Origin of the sequence: Cupriavidus sp. YR651, assembly GCF_900101625.1 — a bacterium.
Classification (GTDB): Bacteria; Pseudomonadota; Gammaproteobacteria; order Burkholderiales; family Burkholderiaceae; genus Cupriavidus.
This window is the reverse complement of the sequence record NZ_FMYZ01000002.1, coordinates 479,220-496,441: the sequence shown is the minus strand read 5'-3', so window position 1 is coordinate 496,441 and position 17,222 is coordinate 479,220. Positions and strand designations below refer to the sequence as shown.

The window sequence follows — 17,222 nt, the reverse complement described above, 5'->3', positions numbered from 1 at the left end:
CGGCAGCTGTCCACAACCGGTCCACAGCACTGTCCCGTATCTGTGTGGACAGCCGCCCGGGGCCGGCGATGCGCGCCGGAGACAGCACGTATGCGAGTGTCTTGCCGCGCGCCGAGGGCCGGGGTAGAGTGGCGCCTGCATTTTTCGAGCATTGCCGCTGCGCGTGGCGTGATGACGCGCATCAAAGGCTGCCACGCACCGCTGTTTCAAGTCCATTTCGGGTCTGTCGTTGGTTGTGTAGATTTCGGGGGTCCACGTGTTTTCCATCATTCAAGCGGCCGGCTGGCCGATCTGGCCGCTGCTGCTCGCCTCGGTCATCGCGCTTGCGCTGATCGTCGAACGTTTTCTTTCCCTCAAGCGCAGCAAGGTCTTGCCGCCGAAGTTGTACGAGGAGGCCCTGTCGGCCGCCCAGCAACGCAAGGCGACGCCTGAGGTCGTCAACAATCTCGAAAAGAACTCCCCGCTCGGCCGCGTGCTGGCCGCCGGCCTGCGCCATGTGGTGCTGCAGCCCCACACTTCGCGCGACGCCGCGAAGGACGTGGTGGAAGAAGCCGGCCGCGTCGTGGCGCACGAGCTGGAGCGTTACCTGAACGCGCTGGGCACGATCGCCTCGGTGGCGCCGCTGATGGGCCTGCTGGGCACCGTGATCGGCATGATCGAGATCTTTGGCAACCAGGGCGGCACGGGCGCCAATCCGGAGCAGCTCGCACACGGCATCTCGGTGGCGCTGTACAACACGGCGTTTGGCCTGATCGTGGCGATTCCGGCGCTGATCTTCTGGCGCTACTTCCGCCGTCGCGTGGACGACTACGTGGCCGAACTGGAATTCCGGGCGACCGCCTTCCTCGACGCCATCCTGCCGCAACGGCGGGCGTAAGCCGCGGAGACGCGCCATGCATTTCCGTTCCCGTCAGCGCCGCGAGGAGCCGGAGATCAACCTGATCCCGCTCATCGACGTCCTGCTCGTGATCCTGATCTTTCTCATGATCACGACCACCTATTCGCGCTACACCGAGCTGCAGATCCAGCTGCCCACCGCCGAGGCCGAACGCGCCCAGCAACGGCCCAGCGAGATCGTGGTATCCGTCTCGGCCCGTGGTGTCTATTCCGTCAACAAGCAGGTCCTCGAGCAGAAGGACGTGACCAGCCTGGCCGACCAGTTGCGCAACGCCGCCGGCCCCGCCGGCAACGGGCCGCCGCCGGTGGTGATCGTCAATGCCGACGCCCAGGCCACGCACCAGGCCGTGATCAATGTGATGGAAGCCGCGCGCGTGGCTGGCCTGTCGCGGCTGACCTTCGCCACGCAGAGCGCCCAGCAGCGCTGACCTGCGGCAGTTGGGGCGACCGGCACCAGGGTGGCGCCGGTCATTCCTGTACTATCCGGACCGGGCTTGCGGCATGCGCCGCCCAATGCCCATAATGTTTGCATTCGTGCGATTCCCTGCGCGATCCCGCTTCTGCAGCGGCATCGCGCTCCTCTGCCGCCCCGCCCATGCCCGCTCCCCGACACGCCCTTGCCGACTTCGTCACCACCCAGTGGCAGCGCCGTGGCTGGTTTGCATGGCTGATGTGGCCGGCCTCGCTGCTGTTCGGCCTGATCGCGCGCATTCGCCGGCATGGCTATCAGCAGGGCTGGTTCAAGTCGACACGCCTGCCAATGCCGGTCGTCGTGGTCGGCAACGTGACCGTGGGCGGCACTGGCAAGACGCCGGCCGTCATTGCCCTGGCGCAGGCACTGGCCGAAGCCGGGCTGCGCCCCGGTGTGGTGTCGCGTGGCTATGGCGTGACACTCGCGCATCCACGCCGCGTCAAGCCGACGTCGAAGGCGTCTGACGTCGGCGATGAACCGTTGCTGATTGCGCGCGCCGCGGACGTGCCCGTCTGGGTGTTTCCGGACCGCGCCCTCTGCGCACAGACCATGCTGGTCTCGCATCCGGGCGTGAACGTGCTGCTGCTCGACGATGGCCTGCAGCACTACAAATTGCAGCGGGACTTCGAGATCGTGATGTTCGATACCCGGATGGGGGGCAATGGCATGTTGCTGCCGGCCGGGCCGCTGCGCGAGCCGCTGACCCGTCCGCGCGACGCGACGCTGATCAACGATCCCAATTTCCGCGCCACGCCAGACCAGCCCGATGTCTACGGCATGCGGCTCGAACTCGACGACGCCTGGCAGCTTAACGATCCGACGATGGCGCGCCCGGTGTCCGCATTCGCGGACCGGCGCGTGCTGGCGGCGGCCGGCATCGGCAATCCGGAACGCTTCTTCGCCAGCCTGCGCAAGGCCGGACTCAACCCGGCGACCCTGCCGTTACCCGACCACTACGACTTCGCCGACGACCCGTTTGCGGGCCATCCGGCAGCGCTCGACGCCGACATCATTCTGATCACCGAAAAGGATGCCGTAAAATGCGAGCGCTTTGACGACCCGCGTATCTGGGTCGTGCCCACCACGCCCGTGATCGACGCGGGCCTGATCGACAAAATCCGCCGCGCCATTGCCGCGCGCAACCCGGCCGTCGCCACGCCCGTCACTGTGGGGCAAGCCGCCAATCCCGGCGCGACGAACGGTTTCGACAAGGAACACCAGGATGGACAACCGGCTGCTTGAAATCCTCGTCTGCCCGCTGTGCAAGGCCAAGCTGGAATACGACCGCGCCGCGCAGGAGCTGATCTGCCACGCCGACAAGCTGGCCTACCCGATTCGCGACGGCATTCCCGTCATGCTCGCCGACGAAGCTCGCCAGACCGTGCCGGGCCGCGTCGTGCCAGTGGAGCCGTCGGCGCCTGCCGGCAACTGATCTCACTGCGACCGCATTCACGGCAATGAGCATTCCCACCTTCACCGTCGTCATTCCCGCCCGGCTCGCCTCGACGCGCCTGCCCGACAAGCCGCTCGCCGATATCGGCGGACACCCGATGATCGTGCGCGTGGCCGAACGCGCTCATGCGTCATCGGCACAACGCACCGTGGTGGCCACCGATGCCCCGGCAGTGGCCGTGGCCTGTGCCGCTCGCGGCGTGGAAGCGATCATCACGCGCGCCGACCACCCTTCGGGTACGGACCGACTGGCGGAAGTGGCCACCCGGCTCGGCCTGGCTGACGATGCCATCGTCGTCAACGTGCAAGGCGACGAACCGCTGATCGACCCGAACCTGATCGACGAGGTGGCGCTGCATCTGGCGTCGCATCCCGATTGCGCGATTGCGACGGCTGCCCACCCGCTCGACGACGTGGCCGACGTCTTCAATCCCAATGTGGTCAAGGTCGTGTGCGACAACGCCGGACGCGCGCTGTATTTCTCGCGCGCGCCAATTCCCTGGGCGCGGGATGCCTGGGCCGGCGTGCCCGCCGAGCCGGCCGCCAGTGCCAGCGTGCCGCTGCCCGCCATGCCCGTGCTGCGCCATATTGGCATCTATGCCTACCGCGCGGGCTTCCTGCGCCGGTTTCCGACCCTCGCCGCCGCGCCGGTCGAGCAGACCGAAGCGCTGGAACAGCTGCGCGCGATGTGGCACGGCGAGCGCATTGGCGTGATGGTGACGGCTGCGGCCCCCGCCCCCGGCGTGGACACGCAAGCGGACCTGGACCGCGTGCGTGCGCTCTGGGCACAGGGGATGGCGCAGGAAGGTCCGTGACGCGCGGGCGGGGGAAGACTGCAATCGCCCGCTAAAGTTCATACTGCTGCAACCGAAGCAGGGTTCGAATCTGCACTACGCGTGGCATAATGCTTGCCGAACAGAGCCCGCTGGCGCGCCAAGCACGCCGGCAAAGGCTCGGTGGGGAGATAGAGATTGAGCCGACCGGATGTCGCCGCTGCCGCCAGGCAGGCGTTGCGCCCGGGCGTCGAGCATGACCTGACTCCGGCATATGCCTCGACCGTCACGTCGCGGCTTTGCCGTCGTAAGTCTTGCGTCAAGTTGCGGCGTTACCCTCCTTCCGACCCTCCCGCCAGACCGAATTCAAAAACTTCTGAGGACCCGTAAATGCGTTTGATCCTGTTGGGCGCACCTGGCGCCGGCAAAGGCACGCAAGCCAAGTTCATCTGCGAGAAATTCGGCATTCCGCAAATCTCCACGGGCGACATGCTGCGCGCCGCGGTGAAGGCCGGTACGCCGCTCGGCATCGAAGCCAAGAAGGTCATGGACGCAGGCGGACTGGTGTCGGATGACATCATTATCGGCCTGGTGAAGGACCGTCTTAAGGAATGCGATTGCGATCAGGGATACCTCTTCGACGGATTCCCGCGCACGATTCCGCAAGCCGAAGCCATGAAGGAAGCCGGCGTGGCCATCGACTACGTGCTGGAAATCGACGTGCCGTTCGACGCGATCATCGAGCGCATGAGCGGCCGTCGGGTACACGTGGCCTCGGGCCGCACCTATCACGTCAAGTACAACCCGCCCAAGGCGGACATGCTGGACGACGTCACGGGCGAGCCGCTGATCCAGCGCGACGACGACAAGGAAGAAACCGTTCGCAAGCGCCTGGACGTCTATTCGCAGCAAACCCGCCCGCTGGTGGACTACTACTCGAACTGGGCCGCCAACGGCGACGCTTCGGCCAAGGTGGCAGCGCCGAAGTACCGCAAGATCTCCGGCCTCGGCGACGTCGACAAGATCACGGCCAGCGTGTTCGACGCGCTGAAGTGATGTGATGTGATGTAGCGACGCGGCGCGGCCATGCTGGCAGCACGTGCAAAAGGCGACCTCCGGGTCGCCTTTTTCATTGGTGCTTGCATCGGCGATTTGCGTCCGTACAATAGGCCTCGATTTACGTTAACGTAAACGGCAAATACTTTCGGCACGACCAGTGAGGAGACAAACGGATGGATATCCAGAACAACGTATTTATCGTGACCGGCGGCGCGTCGGGACTGGGCGCTGGCACGGCCCGCATGCTGGCCGAAGCGGGCGGCAAGGTCGTGATCGCCGACCTGAATGAGGCCACCGGCACGGCGTTGGCCAAGGAGCTGGGCGGCCAGTTCGTCAAATGCGACGTGGCGTCCGAGGCGGACGGCCAGGCGGTGGTCGACGCGGCACAAAAGCTGGGCCGCCTGTCGGGACTGATCAACTGCGCGGGCGTCGCGGTTGCCGCCAAGACGGTGGGCAAGAATGGCCCGCACCCGCTCGACGCGTTCGACAAGACCATCCGCGTCAACCTGATCGGCACATTCAACATGATTCGCCTGGCCGCCGCGGCCATGGTGCAGAACACGCCGGACGCCGAGGGCGAGCGCGGCGTGATCGTCAATACCGCGTCAGTGGCGGCATTCGACGGCCAGATCGGCCAGGCCGCCTATGCGGCATCGAAGGGCGGCGTGGTCGGCATGACGCTGGCGATTGCCCGCGACCTCGCGCGCGACGGCGTGCGTTGCATGACCATCGCCCCGGGCCTGTTCGAGACGCCGATGCTGCTGGGCATGCCACCGGAAGTGCAGGACGCACTGGGCAAGATGGTACCGTTCCCACCGCGCCTGGGCCGTCCGGTCGAGTACGCGAAGCTGGTCAAGGCGATCCTCGGCAATACGATGATGAATGGCGAAGTGATCCGCCTGGATGGCGCCATCCGGATGCAGCCGAAGTAAATTGCGACCTCGGTGCCCGGTGCGAGTCGTCGACTCGCATCGGGACTCGCGCTGGAGCGCTAACCTGCCGCCGGCTCCGACGCCATCCGTTCCGCGGGCAGCAACATCCCGAGCATCAGCCCGGGCGCGGCGGGCGGCACCAGCGTGAGCTGTTCGAAGTAGATCAGGCCGCGCGTCGGGTGATGGAACCCGCGCCGGCCACCCTGGCGCTCCTCCACATCCTGCGATCGCCAGTCCGCCTGGAACGCCGGGCTTTCCGCCAGCAACGCCTCCACCAGTGCCCGCGTCGGGGGTTCTTCGGCATGGCGCAGGCTGTGCACGCGGAATTCCGCCACCAGCCGCGCCGCACGGTGCGGCCAGTCTTCCACCAGTGCCTGCAGCGCCGGCGACAGGAACATCGCGCGGAGCAGATTGCGATCCTGACTCTTCTCGTCGAGCCAGCCGACAAACAGCTCGGCCGCTGCCGCATTCCACGCCAGCGCCGTCCACTGACGATCAAGCAAGTACGCCGGACCGGCGATCGCATGCACGCTGGCCAGCAGCGCAGGCGGCACGGCGGGATCGGCATCCTGCCGGGGCTCCGGCCTGCCGGCGAGCGCAAACAGATAGGCACGCTCCGCGCGCGACAATTTCAGCGCCTGCGCCAGGCTGGTCAGCGCCCGCGCCGACATCATCACGGACCTCCCCTGCTCCAGCCACGTCACCCACGTTGCACTGAGCCCCGCCAGCTGGGCGACTTCCTCGCGCCGCAAGCCGGGCGTGCGCCGGCGGCGACCGGGCGGCAGGCCCACGTCGGCCGGCGTCAGGCGTTCGCGGTGGCTGCGCAGGAAGGCGCCCAGTTCGGCCTCGCGGCGCGCGTCGGCAATGATTGGAGGTTCGGGCGACATGGCTGGTGGCTTTTATACCAGGATAAAAGTGTGACTTGTACCGGGAAAACGCGCCCACTACAGTACGTGAACCCCCGGGCCCGGGCAAGCGTCCTTCCCACGACAACCGTCTCACACAAGAACGAGGCAACCCCATGCAACAACAGGAACTCGTCGCCGCACAGTTCGGCGCCACCGCCAACGCCTACCTCACCAGCGCCGTCCATGCGCAAGGCGCGGACCTCGAGCAACTCAAGGAAGCGCTCGCTCACCTGAAACCCGTGGCGCATAGCCGGGTGCTGGACCTGGGCTGCGGGGCGGGCCACGCCAGCTTTGCCGCGGCGAGCATGGCCAACGAAGTCGTCGCCTACGACCTGTCGGCCGAAATGCTCGAGGTGGTGACCGGTGCCGCACAGGCGCGCGGTCTTGCCAATATCCGCACGCAACAAGGGGCGGCGGAACAACTGCCCTTCGATGACGCCAGCTTCTGCGCAGTGGTCTCGCGCATGAGCGCCCATCACTGGCGCGACCTGCCCGCCGCGCTGCGCGAGATCCGGCGCGTGGTCAAGCCGCAGGGCAAGGTGGTGCTGGTCGATATCGCCGGCGCGGAAGACCCGCTCTGCGATACGTGGTTGCAATCGGTGGAGTTGCTGCGCGATCCGTCACACATCCGCGACTACACGCCGGCTGGCTGGGCGCAGATGTTCGAGGCCGCCGGGTTCGATGTCGAGGTGTCGCCCGTCTGGCGCATCGACATCGAGTTCCGCAGTTGGGTGGCGCGCATGCGCACACCGGAGGTGGCCGTGGCCGCCATCCGCCACCTGTGGCAGGTGGCGCCGGCCGAAGTGCGCGACCGCTATCGCGTCCAGGCCGATGGCAGCTTCGCGCTCGAGGCGATCATGGTGACCGCCAGACCTCGTCAGTAAGCGACGGCCTCCGCCGGAATCGGCATCGTCTGGACCATCTGCCACACGGCGGCGGCGGCGGGCGACAGCGACCGGTCCTCCCGCCGGACCATGACGATGCTGCGCTCCTCGCGCGGCGTCAGCGGCCTCGACACCAGCGGCGATGCCGCCGGCAGCGGCAGCGAGAACGACGGCAGCACGGAGGCGCCGATCCCCGCCTCCACCATCCCGAATACGCTGGCCGAGTGGCCCAGCTCTTGCACCACATGCGGCGCCACACCGTGACGCGCCAGGATGCGGTCGATCAGCGGCCGGCTGCCCGAAGCAAAATCCAGCAAGACCAGGCGCTGCCCGTGCAGCGCGCTCCACGGGACCGAATCGGCTGCGGCAAGCGGATGGTCGCGACGGCAGACGAAGCAGAACGGGTCGGTTGCCAGCGGGGCGATGGTCAGGCCCTCGCGCCCCATCGGATCGATCAGCACGCCGAAGTCCACTGCGCCAGCGCGGATCTGCTCCAGCCCGTCAGCCTGCACGTTGTCGCGCACGAACAGGCGGATTTCCGGGTATTGGCTGGCACAGGCCGCCACATACATCGGCATCAGCCGCGCCGAAATGGTCGGTGCGCTGGCAATCACCACCCGGCCACGATAACGCTCACCCAACTGCCGGGTCTCTTCCAGAGTATCGTCAAGTTGCCCGAGCAGCCGTTCCAGTGCCGGGACCAGCGCCGTGCCGGCGTCGGTCAGGATCACTTCGCGCGTGGTGCGATCCAATAGCCGTACGCCAAGTGCTTCTTCCAGCTCCGCCACGCCCCGGCTGACGGCGGGCTGCGTCAGGCCGACGGCATCCGCTGCCCGGCTGAAACTGCCATGCGCCGCTACTGCCAGGAAGACCCGCAACTGCCGCAATGTGTAATTCATGCAACGATCAGATGAATGAATGAGATAAATGAATTTGCATTCTAGACACCATTGGCGTCCAATACCAAGCGGAAACCCTTAAGCAATATCCCCAATGTCTGCCATTCTCGCTCCCTTCAAGAAAATCTATGACCTGATCGACGGATTCGTCCTGATCATGTTGACCGCCATCGGCGTGGCGCTGGTCGCGCCGGAACTCGGTACCGGCAACGGTCCGCTACACCTTGGCATCGTGACCAACATCGGTGTGGCGCTGGTCTTCTTCCTGCACGGCGCCGCGCTGTCGCGCGAGAAACTCGTGTCCGGCGCGCGCCACTGGCGGCTGCACGTATTCGTGCAGGCATTTACGTACGTCGTGTTTCCGATTGTCGGCGTGCTGCTGATGCTCTCGCTGCGCAACACGCTGCCGGCCGACCTGCTGCTCGGCGTGTTCTATCTCTGCGCACTGCCTTCGACGGTATCGTCCTCCGTTGCCATGACGTCGATGGCGCGTGGCAACGTGCCCGGCGCCATCTTCAACGCCACCATCTCCGGCCTGATCGGCATGGCCGCCACGCCGTTGCTGATGGGCCTGGTCATCAGCGCCAGCGGCGCCTCGATGCCGCTGGGCCGCGCGCTGATGGGCGTGGCGCTGCAACTGCTGCTGCCGTTTGCACTCGGCCAGATCGCGCGCCCGCTGATCGGCAGCTGGCTCGCCAAGAAGAAACAGATCACCAACAAGATCGACCGCGGCGTGATCGTGCTGATCGTCTACTCGTCGTTCTGCGATGCCACCGCCGCCGGCCTGTGGCACCAGTATCACTGGCAGACCATCGGCGCCGTGATGGGCATGGCCGCCGTGCTGCTGTTCGTTGTGCTGGGCACCACCACCTTCACCGCGCGCCGCCTGGGCTTCTCCGTGGAAGACGAGATCACCGCCGTGTTCTGCGGCTCCAAGAAGAGCCTGGCCAACGGCATCCCGATGGCCAAGATCCTGTTTGCCGGCCACCCGGCGCTGGGCCTGCTGGTGCTGCCGCTGATGGTGTATCACCAGCTGCAGCTGATCGTCTGCTCGGTGATTGCCGCACGCTATGCCAGCCGCGACGACGCCGTGGAGGACCACACCGCCGTGCGCGCCTGACGACGTTTCCCGCTCGAGCAAAAAGCGGCGCCTCGGCGCCGCTTTTTGTTTGTGCCTGCCACGCAGGCCATCACCACACTGTAGTGCCGTCACACCGACGGATTCTTCGATAGCGGCGGGTTGCGCGCAAAGTACGACCGGATGCCGCGCAGGATGGCATTGGCCAGTTGTTCCTGATGAGCGTCGTCGTTGAGCTTGCGCTCTTCCTCGGGATTGCTGATGAACGCGGTCTCGATCAGGATCGACGGAATGTCCGGCGCCTTCAGCACCGCAAACCCGGCCTGCTCCACCGCACCCTTGTGCAGCTTGTTGATGCCGCCGATTTCGGACAGCACGGCCCTTCCCACCTGCATGCTGTCGTTGATCTGCGCCGTGGTGGACAAATCCAGCAGCACGCGCGCCACCTGGGCATCCTTGTTGCCCATGTTGGTGCCGCCGATCAGGTCGGCATTGTTTTCCTTGTTGGCCAGCCAGCGTGCGGCCGAACTCGACGCCCCCCGCTCCGACAGCGCAAACACCGATGCGCCGCGCGCTTCCGGCGACAGGAACGCATCCGCGTGGATCGACACGAACAGGTCAGCCTGCACGCGTCGCGCCTTCTGCACGCGCACGTTCAGCGGCACGAAGAAGTCCGAGTCACGCGTCATCATCGCGCGCATATTGGGCTGGGCATCGATCTTGGCGCGCAGCCGATGCGCGATCTGCAACACCACGTCCTTCTCGCGCGATCCCGCGGCACCAATGGCGCCCGGGTCCTCGCCGCCGTGGCCGGGGTCGATGGCCACCGTCAACAGGCGACGCATCTTGAACTGGCTCGGCGGCGGCACGTTGGTCTGCGCCATCGGCGGCGGCACGGGTGGCGCCGATGGCGCCGCCGGCGTGGGCACCGGCTTCGGCTTCACGGTTGCCACGGCGGGCGGCGGCGCGGTGGTTGCCGGCGGCAACTGATCCTTGTCCTCGAACTTGCGCACCAGCGCGCCAATGGCATCTTCCTCGGCACCGGCCGGGGCACCGGACACGCCTTCGCTGCCCGATGGGGGAGGATTCGACGCGAAGCGACGCTGCTTTTCCTCGGTATCGCGCACCAGCTTCCAGAGCGGATCAGGCGGATTGACCGGATACAGGTCAAACACGAGACGGTTGCGGTAGTCGCCGATCGGCGCCAGCGTGAACACCTGCGGCGAGACGTCTTCCTTCAGGTCGAACACCATCCGCACCACGCGCGGCCGGTTCTGGCCCACGCGCACCGTCTGGATATAGGGGTCGTTGGGAGTGATCTTGGCAACCAGCTCGCGCAGTGTGGGCGACAGGTCCAGCCCGTCGATATCCACCACCAGGCGGTCCGGATTGCGGATCATCTGGTGCGCGGCGGCAAGCGGTGAGTCGGATTCGATCGTGACGCGCGTGTAGTCCTCGGCCGGCCAGACCCGCACCGCGACGATGCCGGCGCCTGCCGCGATTTGTGGCCCCGCAAGGGTCAGCACTACCGTACCGGCACCCAGCTTCAGGGCCTGCGCCATCCACTTGCGCCGGGCCTGCAGCAGTCCGTCGGGTCCATCGGGTCGGTCGGTGGCAAGTCGCTTGATCAGCATGCGGTCAGCAGGGTAAGTCCAGTGGGAGTATAGGCGCGCAACATGGCCATGCGGCGATCGGCGCCGTCGATGTCGACGTGCCCGGCGGCATCCGGCGCACGATTGTCCGATTGGAGCAACACGTGGAGATCCGGTTCCCCGAGCAGGCGGCCGGCCTTTTCCGGCCATTCGACAAGATTGAACGCGGGCTCGGCAAAACAGTCGCGAAACCCCGCGTCGATCCATTCCTCGGGATCGGCAAAACGGTACAGGTCGAAGTGGTAGACGGTCAGCGGCGAGCCATCGGCGCGAGACACCTCGTACGGCTCGCACAGCGTGTAGGTGGGGCTGCGGACCTTGCCGGCGTGCCCCAGCGCGCGCAGCACGGCGCGAGACAGCGTGGTCTTGCCGGCGCCCAGGTCGCCGGACAGCTGTACGTGCACCGTGCGCGGCGACATGACGCGCACCGCGCCCGCCAGCGCGGCACCGAACCGGTCGGTGGCGGCTTCGTCCGGCAGCAACAGGATGCGTTCTTCAAGCAGGGGCATTGCGTACAATTCAGGGATGATCGACCGCGCAGTACCCGCCTCCCTCCCCTCGAAAGACTTGCCACCAGCGCCACTGGCCACCGCATCCGGCACCTCCGGCATTTCCGGCGGTTCGCCGGCTGCGGATGACCTGGCGTTGCTGGTGCAATCCATTCGTGACTGGGGCGCCGAACTCGGTTTCGATGCAATCCGCATCGCCGATGTGGACCTGAGCCACGCGGAAGCGGGCCTGTTGGCGTGGTTGCAGGCGGGTTACCACGGCGACATGGATTATATGGCCAACCACGGCACGCGGCGCGCCCGTCCGGCGGAACTCGTGCCCGGCACCGTGCGCGCGATCGTCGCCCGCATGCCGTACCTGCCGGCCCAGGGCCCCGACGACTGGCGCCGCCATGAACTCGCGCGGCTCGAGGACCCCGCCACCGCCGTCATCTCGCTTTACGCGCGTGGCCGCGACTATCACAAGGTCCTGCGCAACCGGCTGCAGCAGCTCGCGGGGCGCATCGAGACCGCGATCGGCGCGTTCGGCTACCGCGTCTTCACCGACTCCGCACCGGTCATGGAGGTGGCACTGGCCAGCCAGGGCGGGCTGGGCTGGCGCGGCAAGCACACCCTGCTGCTGGACCGCGAAGGCGGATCGATGTTCTTCCTGGGCGAAATCCTGGTCGACATTCCTCTACCCGCCGACCCGGCCGAAGATCCCCATTGCGGCTCGTGCCGCCGCTGCATCGACATTTGCCCGACCGGCGCCATCCTGGCCCCCTACCGGCTGGACGCCCGCCGTTGTATTTCTTACCTGACGATCGAGCACAAGGGCCCGATCCCCGTGGAATTTCGCGCACCGATGGGCAACCGCGTCTATGGCTGCGACGACTGCCAGCTGGCCTGCCCGTGGAACAAGTTCGCGCATCGCGCCGCGCTGCCAGACTTCGACGTTCGCAATGGCTTTGACGCGCCGGACATGGTCGAGCTGTTCCTGTGGACCGAGGAAGCCTTCAATCAGCGGCTAGAGGGCAGCCCGATCCGTCGGATCGGCCATGAGCGCTGGCTGCGAAACCTGGCAATCGGGCTGGGCAACAGCCTGCGCACGGCCTCGGCGACCGATGCCGCGCTGGCGGATCGCATCCGCAGCGCCCTGTTGGCCCGGCGGGACGACGCCACGCCGCTCGTGCGCGAGCACATCGACTGGGCGCTGGCCCAGGACGCCGCGGCTAGCTGACCAGCGCCAGCCAGAACGGCGTGGTGACGATGGCCGTCACGGTCATCAACGAGATCGTGGCAGCAACCATCGGCCCATTGCCGCCCATGCGCACGGCCAGGATATAGGCGCTCGATGCCGTCGGCAGCGATGCGTAAACCACCACGATCTGGTACTGCAGCGCGGTCAGCGGCAAGTGCCGTCCGACGAGCCACGCAAAACACGGCATCGCCAGCAGCTTGACCCCGCTCCACCACGCAACCGGGCCGACGGTGCCCGTGGCGCCGCTCATCTGCAGCCCCGCCCCGACCGTCATCAGGCCCAGGGCCGTGGAGGCCGACCCAAGCCGGCTGAGGGTCATCGCCACCACTTCGGGCGGATGCAGGCCAAGCAGGTTCGTGATCAGCCCGCCAGCCGTGGCCAGGATCAGCGGATTCCGCGCCAGCTCGCGCAGCAACCGGGATTCACCGTGCTTCGCCAGCGCCCAGACGGCCACCACATTGCACAACGGCACGGTCACGCCGACCACCAGCGCCATCATCGCCAAACCCTCGCTGCCACCGAGCCGCGATGCCAGCGCCAGCGCGATATAGGAATTGAAGCGGAACGCAGTCTGCAGGCCCGAGGCGAAATCCAGCGGCGCCGGCTGCAGGACCCATTTGACGAGATAGCCGCCGATCATGCCGAACGCGGTCGTCGCCAGGGCCAGGCCGAGCATGGCCGACGTGGAAGAGAAATCGAAGGTTGCGCTGTTGGTGGACTGCAACAGCAGCGCGGGAAACAGGACGAAATAGACCAGACGTTCCACACCGGACCAGAACGCACGGTCGAACGGCGTGTAGCGGACGAGTAGCCAGCCGATCAGGATCAGGCTGAAATCCGGCACCAGCAACAAGGCGGAGGACATTTGTCTCTATTTTGTTCTAACGGTTGTCGCGACCGTGCTCTTGAGCGTTGTCGTGACGGGTGCGACGCCCGGGGAGAGGGGGAAGTGGCGCGTCCGATGACGGCGGAGGCACCCTGGCCTGTCCATGCAAATGTGCAGACTAGGGCAGATACGGATGGGTATTGTTTCAGAAATCCGGCAACATGGCATGCCAAATCTTGCCTGCCGTTTTTACGCAGCCTCGTCGTACCACGCAGCCCCGTCGCACCATGAAGTACGCAATCCGCCGATCCGCCCTTCCCCGAAAGCTTGTCGCCGCGATCTGCGCGACGGTGGCACTGGCCGTGCTGGCGCCGCAGGTGTCGGCCATGGAAATCGAGGGCGTGCGCTTCGACGACGCCGCGCGCCTGGGCGGCAAGGCACTGCAGCTCAACGGTACCGGCCTGCGCTCGGTGTTCGTGATCAAGGGCTACGTGGCCGCGCTCTACCTGCCCGAACGCGCGCGCAACGCAACGGTGGCGCTCGGCACGCGCGGCCCCAAGCGGCTGCAGATCCGTCTGCTGCGCGAGGTGGAATCCGATACCTTCGTGAAGGCGCTCAACGAGGGCCTGCGCGAGAACCACTCCGAACTCCAGATGAGGATGCTGGGGGACCGCGTGACGCAACTGGAGAGCGCCATGAACGAGGTAGGCACGGCGCGCAGGGGCGACATCATCAATTTCGACTTCACGCCTGACGGCGGCACGGTGGTGGCCATGAACGGCATCCCGCGCGGCCGGCCGATTCCGGGCGAAGACTTCTACCAGGCCGTGCTGCGCATCTTCCTGGGCGAACATCCGGTGGACCGCGCGCTCAAGCGCGGCCTGCTGGGCGGCTGATCGCGACGCGGGCCGCCGATTTGCCGACAACATGCCCGCCAAAATGCCCGCCGATTTGCCGCAGCGAACTGCGCGCGGCATACCGGCGTTTTATGACCTCCCCGGGCGCGATCCGCCCGGCTTTACCGACGGGAGATTTCCTTCCATGCAAGCTGGCAAAACCGCACTGACCCTGGCCCTCGCGGCCACCGCCGCCGTTGCCTCCGTGGCGCATGCGCAGAGCACCTTTCCGACCAAGCCGATCCGCCTGATCATCCCGTTCGCGCCGGGCGGCACCACCGACATCGTGGGCCGCGGCGTTGCCGACCAGATGAGCCGCATCCTCGGTCAGGCCGTGGTGGTCGAAAACCGTGCCGGCGGGGGCGGTTCGATCGGGGCGGACGCCATCGCCAAGGCACCGCCCGATGGCTACACGATCGGCATCTCCACCGTGTCGACGATGGCCGTGAACCCGGCCTGCAACCCCAAGCTGTCGTATGACCCGATCAAGGACTTCAGGCCGATCACCAACGTGGCCAACGTGGCCAACGTGATCGCCGTGAACCCGAATTTCCCGGCCAAGGACTACAAGGAATTCCTGGCCGTGCTGAAGGCCAACCCGGGCAAGTACTCGTACGCGTCGTCGGGCACCTGCGGCTTCGGCCACATGCTGGGCGAGCAGTTCAAGGTCTCGACCAAGACCTTCATGGTCCACATCCCCTACCGCGGCGCGGGTCCGGCCCTGAACGACGTGCTGGCCGGCCAGGTGCCGATCATGGTGGACAACCTGCCGTCGTCGATTCCGTACATCAAGGCCGGCAAGCTGCGTCCGCTGGTAGTGGCATGGAACAAGCGCGTGGAGGGCTTGCCTGACGTGCCGACGTTTGCCGAAGTGGGCCTGAAGGAGCCGAACGATCCGGCCTGGTATGGCCTGGTGGCGCCCGCCGGCACGCCTGACGACGTGATCAACAAGCTGAACGCCGCCGCCGTGAAGGCGCTGCAGGACAAGGACTTCGTCCAGCGCCTGCGCACGGCGGGCGCCGAGCCGTCGGGCAATACCCCGGCCCAGCACGCCGCCGAGATCAAGAAGGAATTCGACAAGATGAAAAATCTGGTGAAGGTGCAGAACATCAAGCTGGAGCAATAAGCGAGCAGGCGCGCGTCAGGCCGGCATCGCTCGATGCGAACCTGACGCGCGGTGGCATCGGGAAAGCGACGCATGGCAGAAGGACCTCCCAGGAGGTCCTTTTACTTTTGGCGTACGGCCGACGGAATCGGCATAAAATCAGGGACTATCCCCTCTGCCCCACCGCCGCCCGCCATGCCACAGCCTTTCGATGCCGTCCTGCCCGCGCCCTTTGGCAAGGTCGGCGTACGTACCGTGGGCGCGCAAGTCCATGAGATCGTCTACCTGCCGGACAGCTTCGCGCTGGTTGCGCCGACCACGCCGCTCCTGCGTCTCGTCGCCGAGCAGCTGGACGCCTACTACGCCGATCCCGACACGGTATTCGACCTGCCGCTGGCCCCTCGCGGCACGGACTTCCAGCGCAGGGTCTGGGACGCGATCAGCGCCGTGCCGCGCGGCGGCCTGACCACCTACGGCACCATCGCCAGAACGCTGCGCAGCATGCCGCGAGCAGTCGGCCAGGCGTGCGGCCAGAACTGGTTCCCCGTGGTCATCCCCTGCCATCGCGTGGTTTCCGCAAACGGCCTCGGCGGCTTTGCCCATCATGGCGAGGAAGGCTTCCACCTGGGCGTCAAACGCTGGCTGCTGCGCCACGAAGGCGCGATGCTGCTATGAGCGAGGCCACGATCACCGTCGACGCCGCCGCGCTGGCCGCCGACCTTTCGCTGGTGGACCGTTTCTGCGATGCGCTGTGGCTCGAGGACGGGCTCTCGCGCAATACCATCGACGCCTATCGCCGGGATCTGTCACTGCTGGCGCGATGGCTGCATGAAACCGGCCACGGCAAGCTGCTCGGCGTGGACGACACCGTGCTCTCCGCGTACTTCGCCGCGCGTCACCTGGAAACGCGCGCGTCGTCGGCCAATCGCCGGCTCACGGTATTTCGGCGCTTCTATCAGTGGGCGCTGCGCGAGCACATGATCCAGGCCGATCCCTGCCTCCTGCTGCGTCCCGCCAAGCAGCCGCCGCGCTTTCCCAAGACGCTGTCGGAAGCACAGGTCGAAGCATTGCTCGACGCGCCCGACGCCGGCACCCCTCTCGGCATCCGCGACCGCACGATGCTCGAGCTGATGTACGCAAGTGGCCTGCGCGTTTCCGAACTCACCAACATGAAGACCGTGGAAGTGGGTCTGAACGAGGGTGTGGCGCGCGTGGTGGGTGGCAAGGGCAACAAGGAACGGCTGGTGCCGTTTGGCGCACAGGCCGGCGACTGGCTGCGCCGCTACCTGGCCGAATCGCGTCCCGCGCTGCTGTCGGGCCGCGCCTGCGATGCGTTGTTCGTCACGCAACGGGGCGAAGGCATGACGCGGCAGGCATTCTGGCACCTGATCAAGAAGCACGCGCGCGAGGGCGGCATTCACGCGCCGTTGTCGCCGCACACGCTGCGGCACGCGTTTGCCACGCACCTGCTCAACCACGGCGCGGACCTGCGCGTGGTGCAGCTTCTGCTGGGCCATGCCGATATCTCCACCACGCAGATCTACACGCATGTGGCGCGCGAGCGGCTGCGCGAGTTGCATCAGCACCACCATCCGCGCGGATGATGCGTTGCGTGGCAATATGCCTGCCCGGACGGCAGC

General features: G+C 66.6%; 19 protein-coding genes. 14 read left to right on the top strand and 5 right to left on the bottom strand.

From position 1 onward, the window contains the following. Positions 1–256: 256 nt before the first annotated feature. The 7 genes from BLR29_RS08435 (at position 257) to BLR29_RS08405 (ending at position 5,585) form a co-directional block, all read left to right on the top strand. The gene (locus BLR29_RS08435) at positions 257–877 is read left to right on the top strand and encodes a MotA/TolQ/ExbB proton channel family protein (protein WP_092136160.1); all 621 of its coding nucleotides are present in this window, start codon (positions 257–259) and stop codon (positions 875–877) included. A 16-nt stretch (positions 878–893) separates the two neighbouring features. Further along, complete coding sequence (locus BLR29_RS08430; protein ID WP_092136158.1) at positions 894–1,325, top strand: ExbD/TolR family protein; 432 nt, start codon at positions 894–896, stop codon at positions 1,323–1,325. Positions 1,326–1,492: 167 nt separating this feature from the next. After that, positions 1,493–2,611 (top strand): tetraacyldisaccharide 4'-kinase, encoded by a 1,119-nt coding sequence (lpxK, locus tag BLR29_RS08425; protein WP_092136157.1) that lies wholly within the window; start codon positions 1,493–1,495, stop codon positions 2,609–2,611. After that, on the top strand, positions 2,592–2,801 hold the full coding sequence (locus BLR29_RS08420) for a Trm112 family protein (protein ID WP_092136155.1): 210 nt from the start codon (positions 2,592–2,594) through the stop codon (positions 2,799–2,801). Before lpxK ends, BLR29_RS08420 begins: the two co-directional genes overlap by 20 nt. Before the next feature lie 25 nt (positions 2,802–2,826). Beyond that, positions 2,827–3,636 (top strand): 3-deoxy-manno-octulosonate cytidylyltransferase, encoded by an 810-nt coding sequence (gene kdsB / locus BLR29_RS08415; protein ID WP_092136154.1) that lies wholly within the window; start codon positions 2,827–2,829, stop codon positions 3,634–3,636. A 348-nt stretch (positions 3,637–3,984) separates the two neighbouring features. Next, positions 3,985–4,650 carry an adenylate kinase gene (gene adk / locus BLR29_RS08410; protein ID WP_092136152.1) on the top strand — a complete coding sequence of 222 codons (666 nt, stop codon included), beginning with the start codon at positions 3,985–3,987 and terminating at the stop codon, positions 4,648–4,650. Positions 4,651–4,826: 176 nt separating this feature from the next. Beyond that, positions 4,827–5,585, top strand: coding sequence for a 3-hydroxyacyl-CoA dehydrogenase (locus tag BLR29_RS08405; protein WP_092136151.1), 759 nt, complete (start codon positions 4,827–4,829; stop codon positions 5,583–5,585). A 59-nt stretch (positions 5,586–5,644) separates the two neighbouring features. Here BLR29_RS08405 and BLR29_RS08400 read toward each other — a convergent pair whose 3' ends face one another. Continuing rightward, the gene (locus BLR29_RS08400; protein WP_092136149.1) at positions 5,645–6,472 is read right to left on the bottom strand and encodes a helix-turn-helix transcriptional regulator; all 828 of its coding nucleotides are present in this window, start codon (positions 6,470–6,472) and stop codon (positions 5,645–5,647) included. Between the two features lie 134 nt (positions 6,473–6,606). Here BLR29_RS08400 and BLR29_RS08395 point away from each other — a divergent pair, with 134 nt between their 5' ends. Continuing rightward, entirely contained in the window at positions 6,607–7,377 is a 771-nt protein-coding gene (locus BLR29_RS08395; RefSeq protein ID WP_092136147.1) for a class I SAM-dependent methyltransferase, read from the top strand. On the opposite strand, the gene BLR29_RS08390 is transcribed toward BLR29_RS08395, so the two are convergent. Next, entirely contained in the window at positions 7,371–8,276 is a 906-nt protein-coding gene (locus BLR29_RS08390; protein ID WP_092136146.1) for a LysR family transcriptional regulator, read from the bottom strand. The genes BLR29_RS08395 and BLR29_RS08390 overlap by 7 nt on opposite strands. Before the next feature lie 94 nt (positions 8,277–8,370). Here BLR29_RS08390 and BLR29_RS08385 point away from each other — a divergent pair, with 94 nt between their 5' ends. Continuing rightward, entirely contained in the window at positions 8,371–9,396 is a 1,026-nt protein-coding gene (locus BLR29_RS08385) for a bile acid:sodium symporter family protein (RefSeq protein ID WP_092136144.1), read from the top strand. An 89-nt stretch (positions 9,397–9,485) separates the two neighbouring features. Here BLR29_RS08385 and BLR29_RS08380 read toward each other — a convergent pair whose 3' ends face one another. Together BLR29_RS08380 and tsaE are read right to left on the bottom strand one after the other, a co-directional pair. After that, positions 9,486–10,988 (bottom strand): N-acetylmuramoyl-L-alanine amidase, encoded by a 1,503-nt coding sequence (locus tag BLR29_RS08380; RefSeq protein WP_092136142.1) that lies wholly within the window; start codon positions 10,986–10,988, stop codon positions 9,486–9,488. Then, on the bottom strand, positions 10,982–11,515 hold the full coding sequence (gene tsaE / locus BLR29_RS08375; protein ID WP_092136140.1) for a tRNA (adenosine(37)-N6)-threonylcarbamoyltransferase complex ATPase subunit type 1 TsaE: 534 nt from the start codon (positions 11,513–11,515) through the stop codon (positions 10,982–10,984). Before tsaE ends, BLR29_RS08380 begins: the two co-directional genes overlap by 7 nt. Before the next feature lie 16 nt (positions 11,516–11,531). Here tsaE and queG point away from each other — a divergent pair, with 16 nt between their 5' ends. Beyond that, positions 11,532–12,734, top strand: a complete 1,203-nt coding sequence (gene queG / locus BLR29_RS08370) for a tRNA epoxyqueuosine(34) reductase QueG (RefSeq protein ID WP_092136138.1) — start codon at positions 11,532–11,534, stop codon at positions 12,732–12,734. On the opposite strand, the gene BLR29_RS08365 is transcribed toward queG, so the two are convergent. After that, positions 12,727–13,620 carry an AEC family transporter gene (locus BLR29_RS08365; RefSeq protein WP_092136136.1) on the bottom strand — a complete coding sequence of 298 codons (894 nt, stop codon included), beginning with the start codon at positions 13,618–13,620 and terminating at the stop codon, positions 12,727–12,729. The genes queG and BLR29_RS08365 overlap by 8 nt on opposite strands. Before the next feature lie 248 nt (positions 13,621–13,868). Here BLR29_RS08365 and BLR29_RS08360 point away from each other — a divergent pair, with 248 nt between their 5' ends. From BLR29_RS08360 to xerD, 4 genes are all read left to right on the top strand, one after another. Continuing rightward, complete coding sequence (locus BLR29_RS08360) at positions 13,869–14,477, top strand: chalcone isomerase family protein (protein WP_255371138.1); 609 nt, start codon at positions 13,869–13,871, stop codon at positions 14,475–14,477. Positions 14,478–14,622: 145 nt separating this feature from the next. Then, positions 14,623–15,603 carry a tripartite tricarboxylate transporter substrate binding protein BugE gene (locus tag BLR29_RS08355; RefSeq protein ID WP_092136133.1) on the top strand — a complete coding sequence of 327 codons (981 nt, stop codon included), beginning with the start codon at positions 14,623–14,625 and terminating at the stop codon, positions 15,601–15,603. Positions 15,604–15,777: 174 nt separating this feature from the next. After that, positions 15,778–16,257 (top strand): methylated-DNA--[protein]-cysteine S-methyltransferase, encoded by a 480-nt coding sequence (locus tag BLR29_RS08350; protein WP_092136131.1) that lies wholly within the window; start codon positions 15,778–15,780, stop codon positions 16,255–16,257. Beyond that, on the top strand, positions 16,254–17,186 hold the full coding sequence (xerD, locus tag BLR29_RS08345) for a site-specific tyrosine recombinase XerD (protein WP_092136129.1): 933 nt from the start codon (positions 16,254–16,256) through the stop codon (positions 17,184–17,186). The genes BLR29_RS08350 and xerD overlap by 4 nt, the downstream gene beginning before the upstream one ends. Positions 17,187–17,222 lie beyond the last annotated feature (36 nt).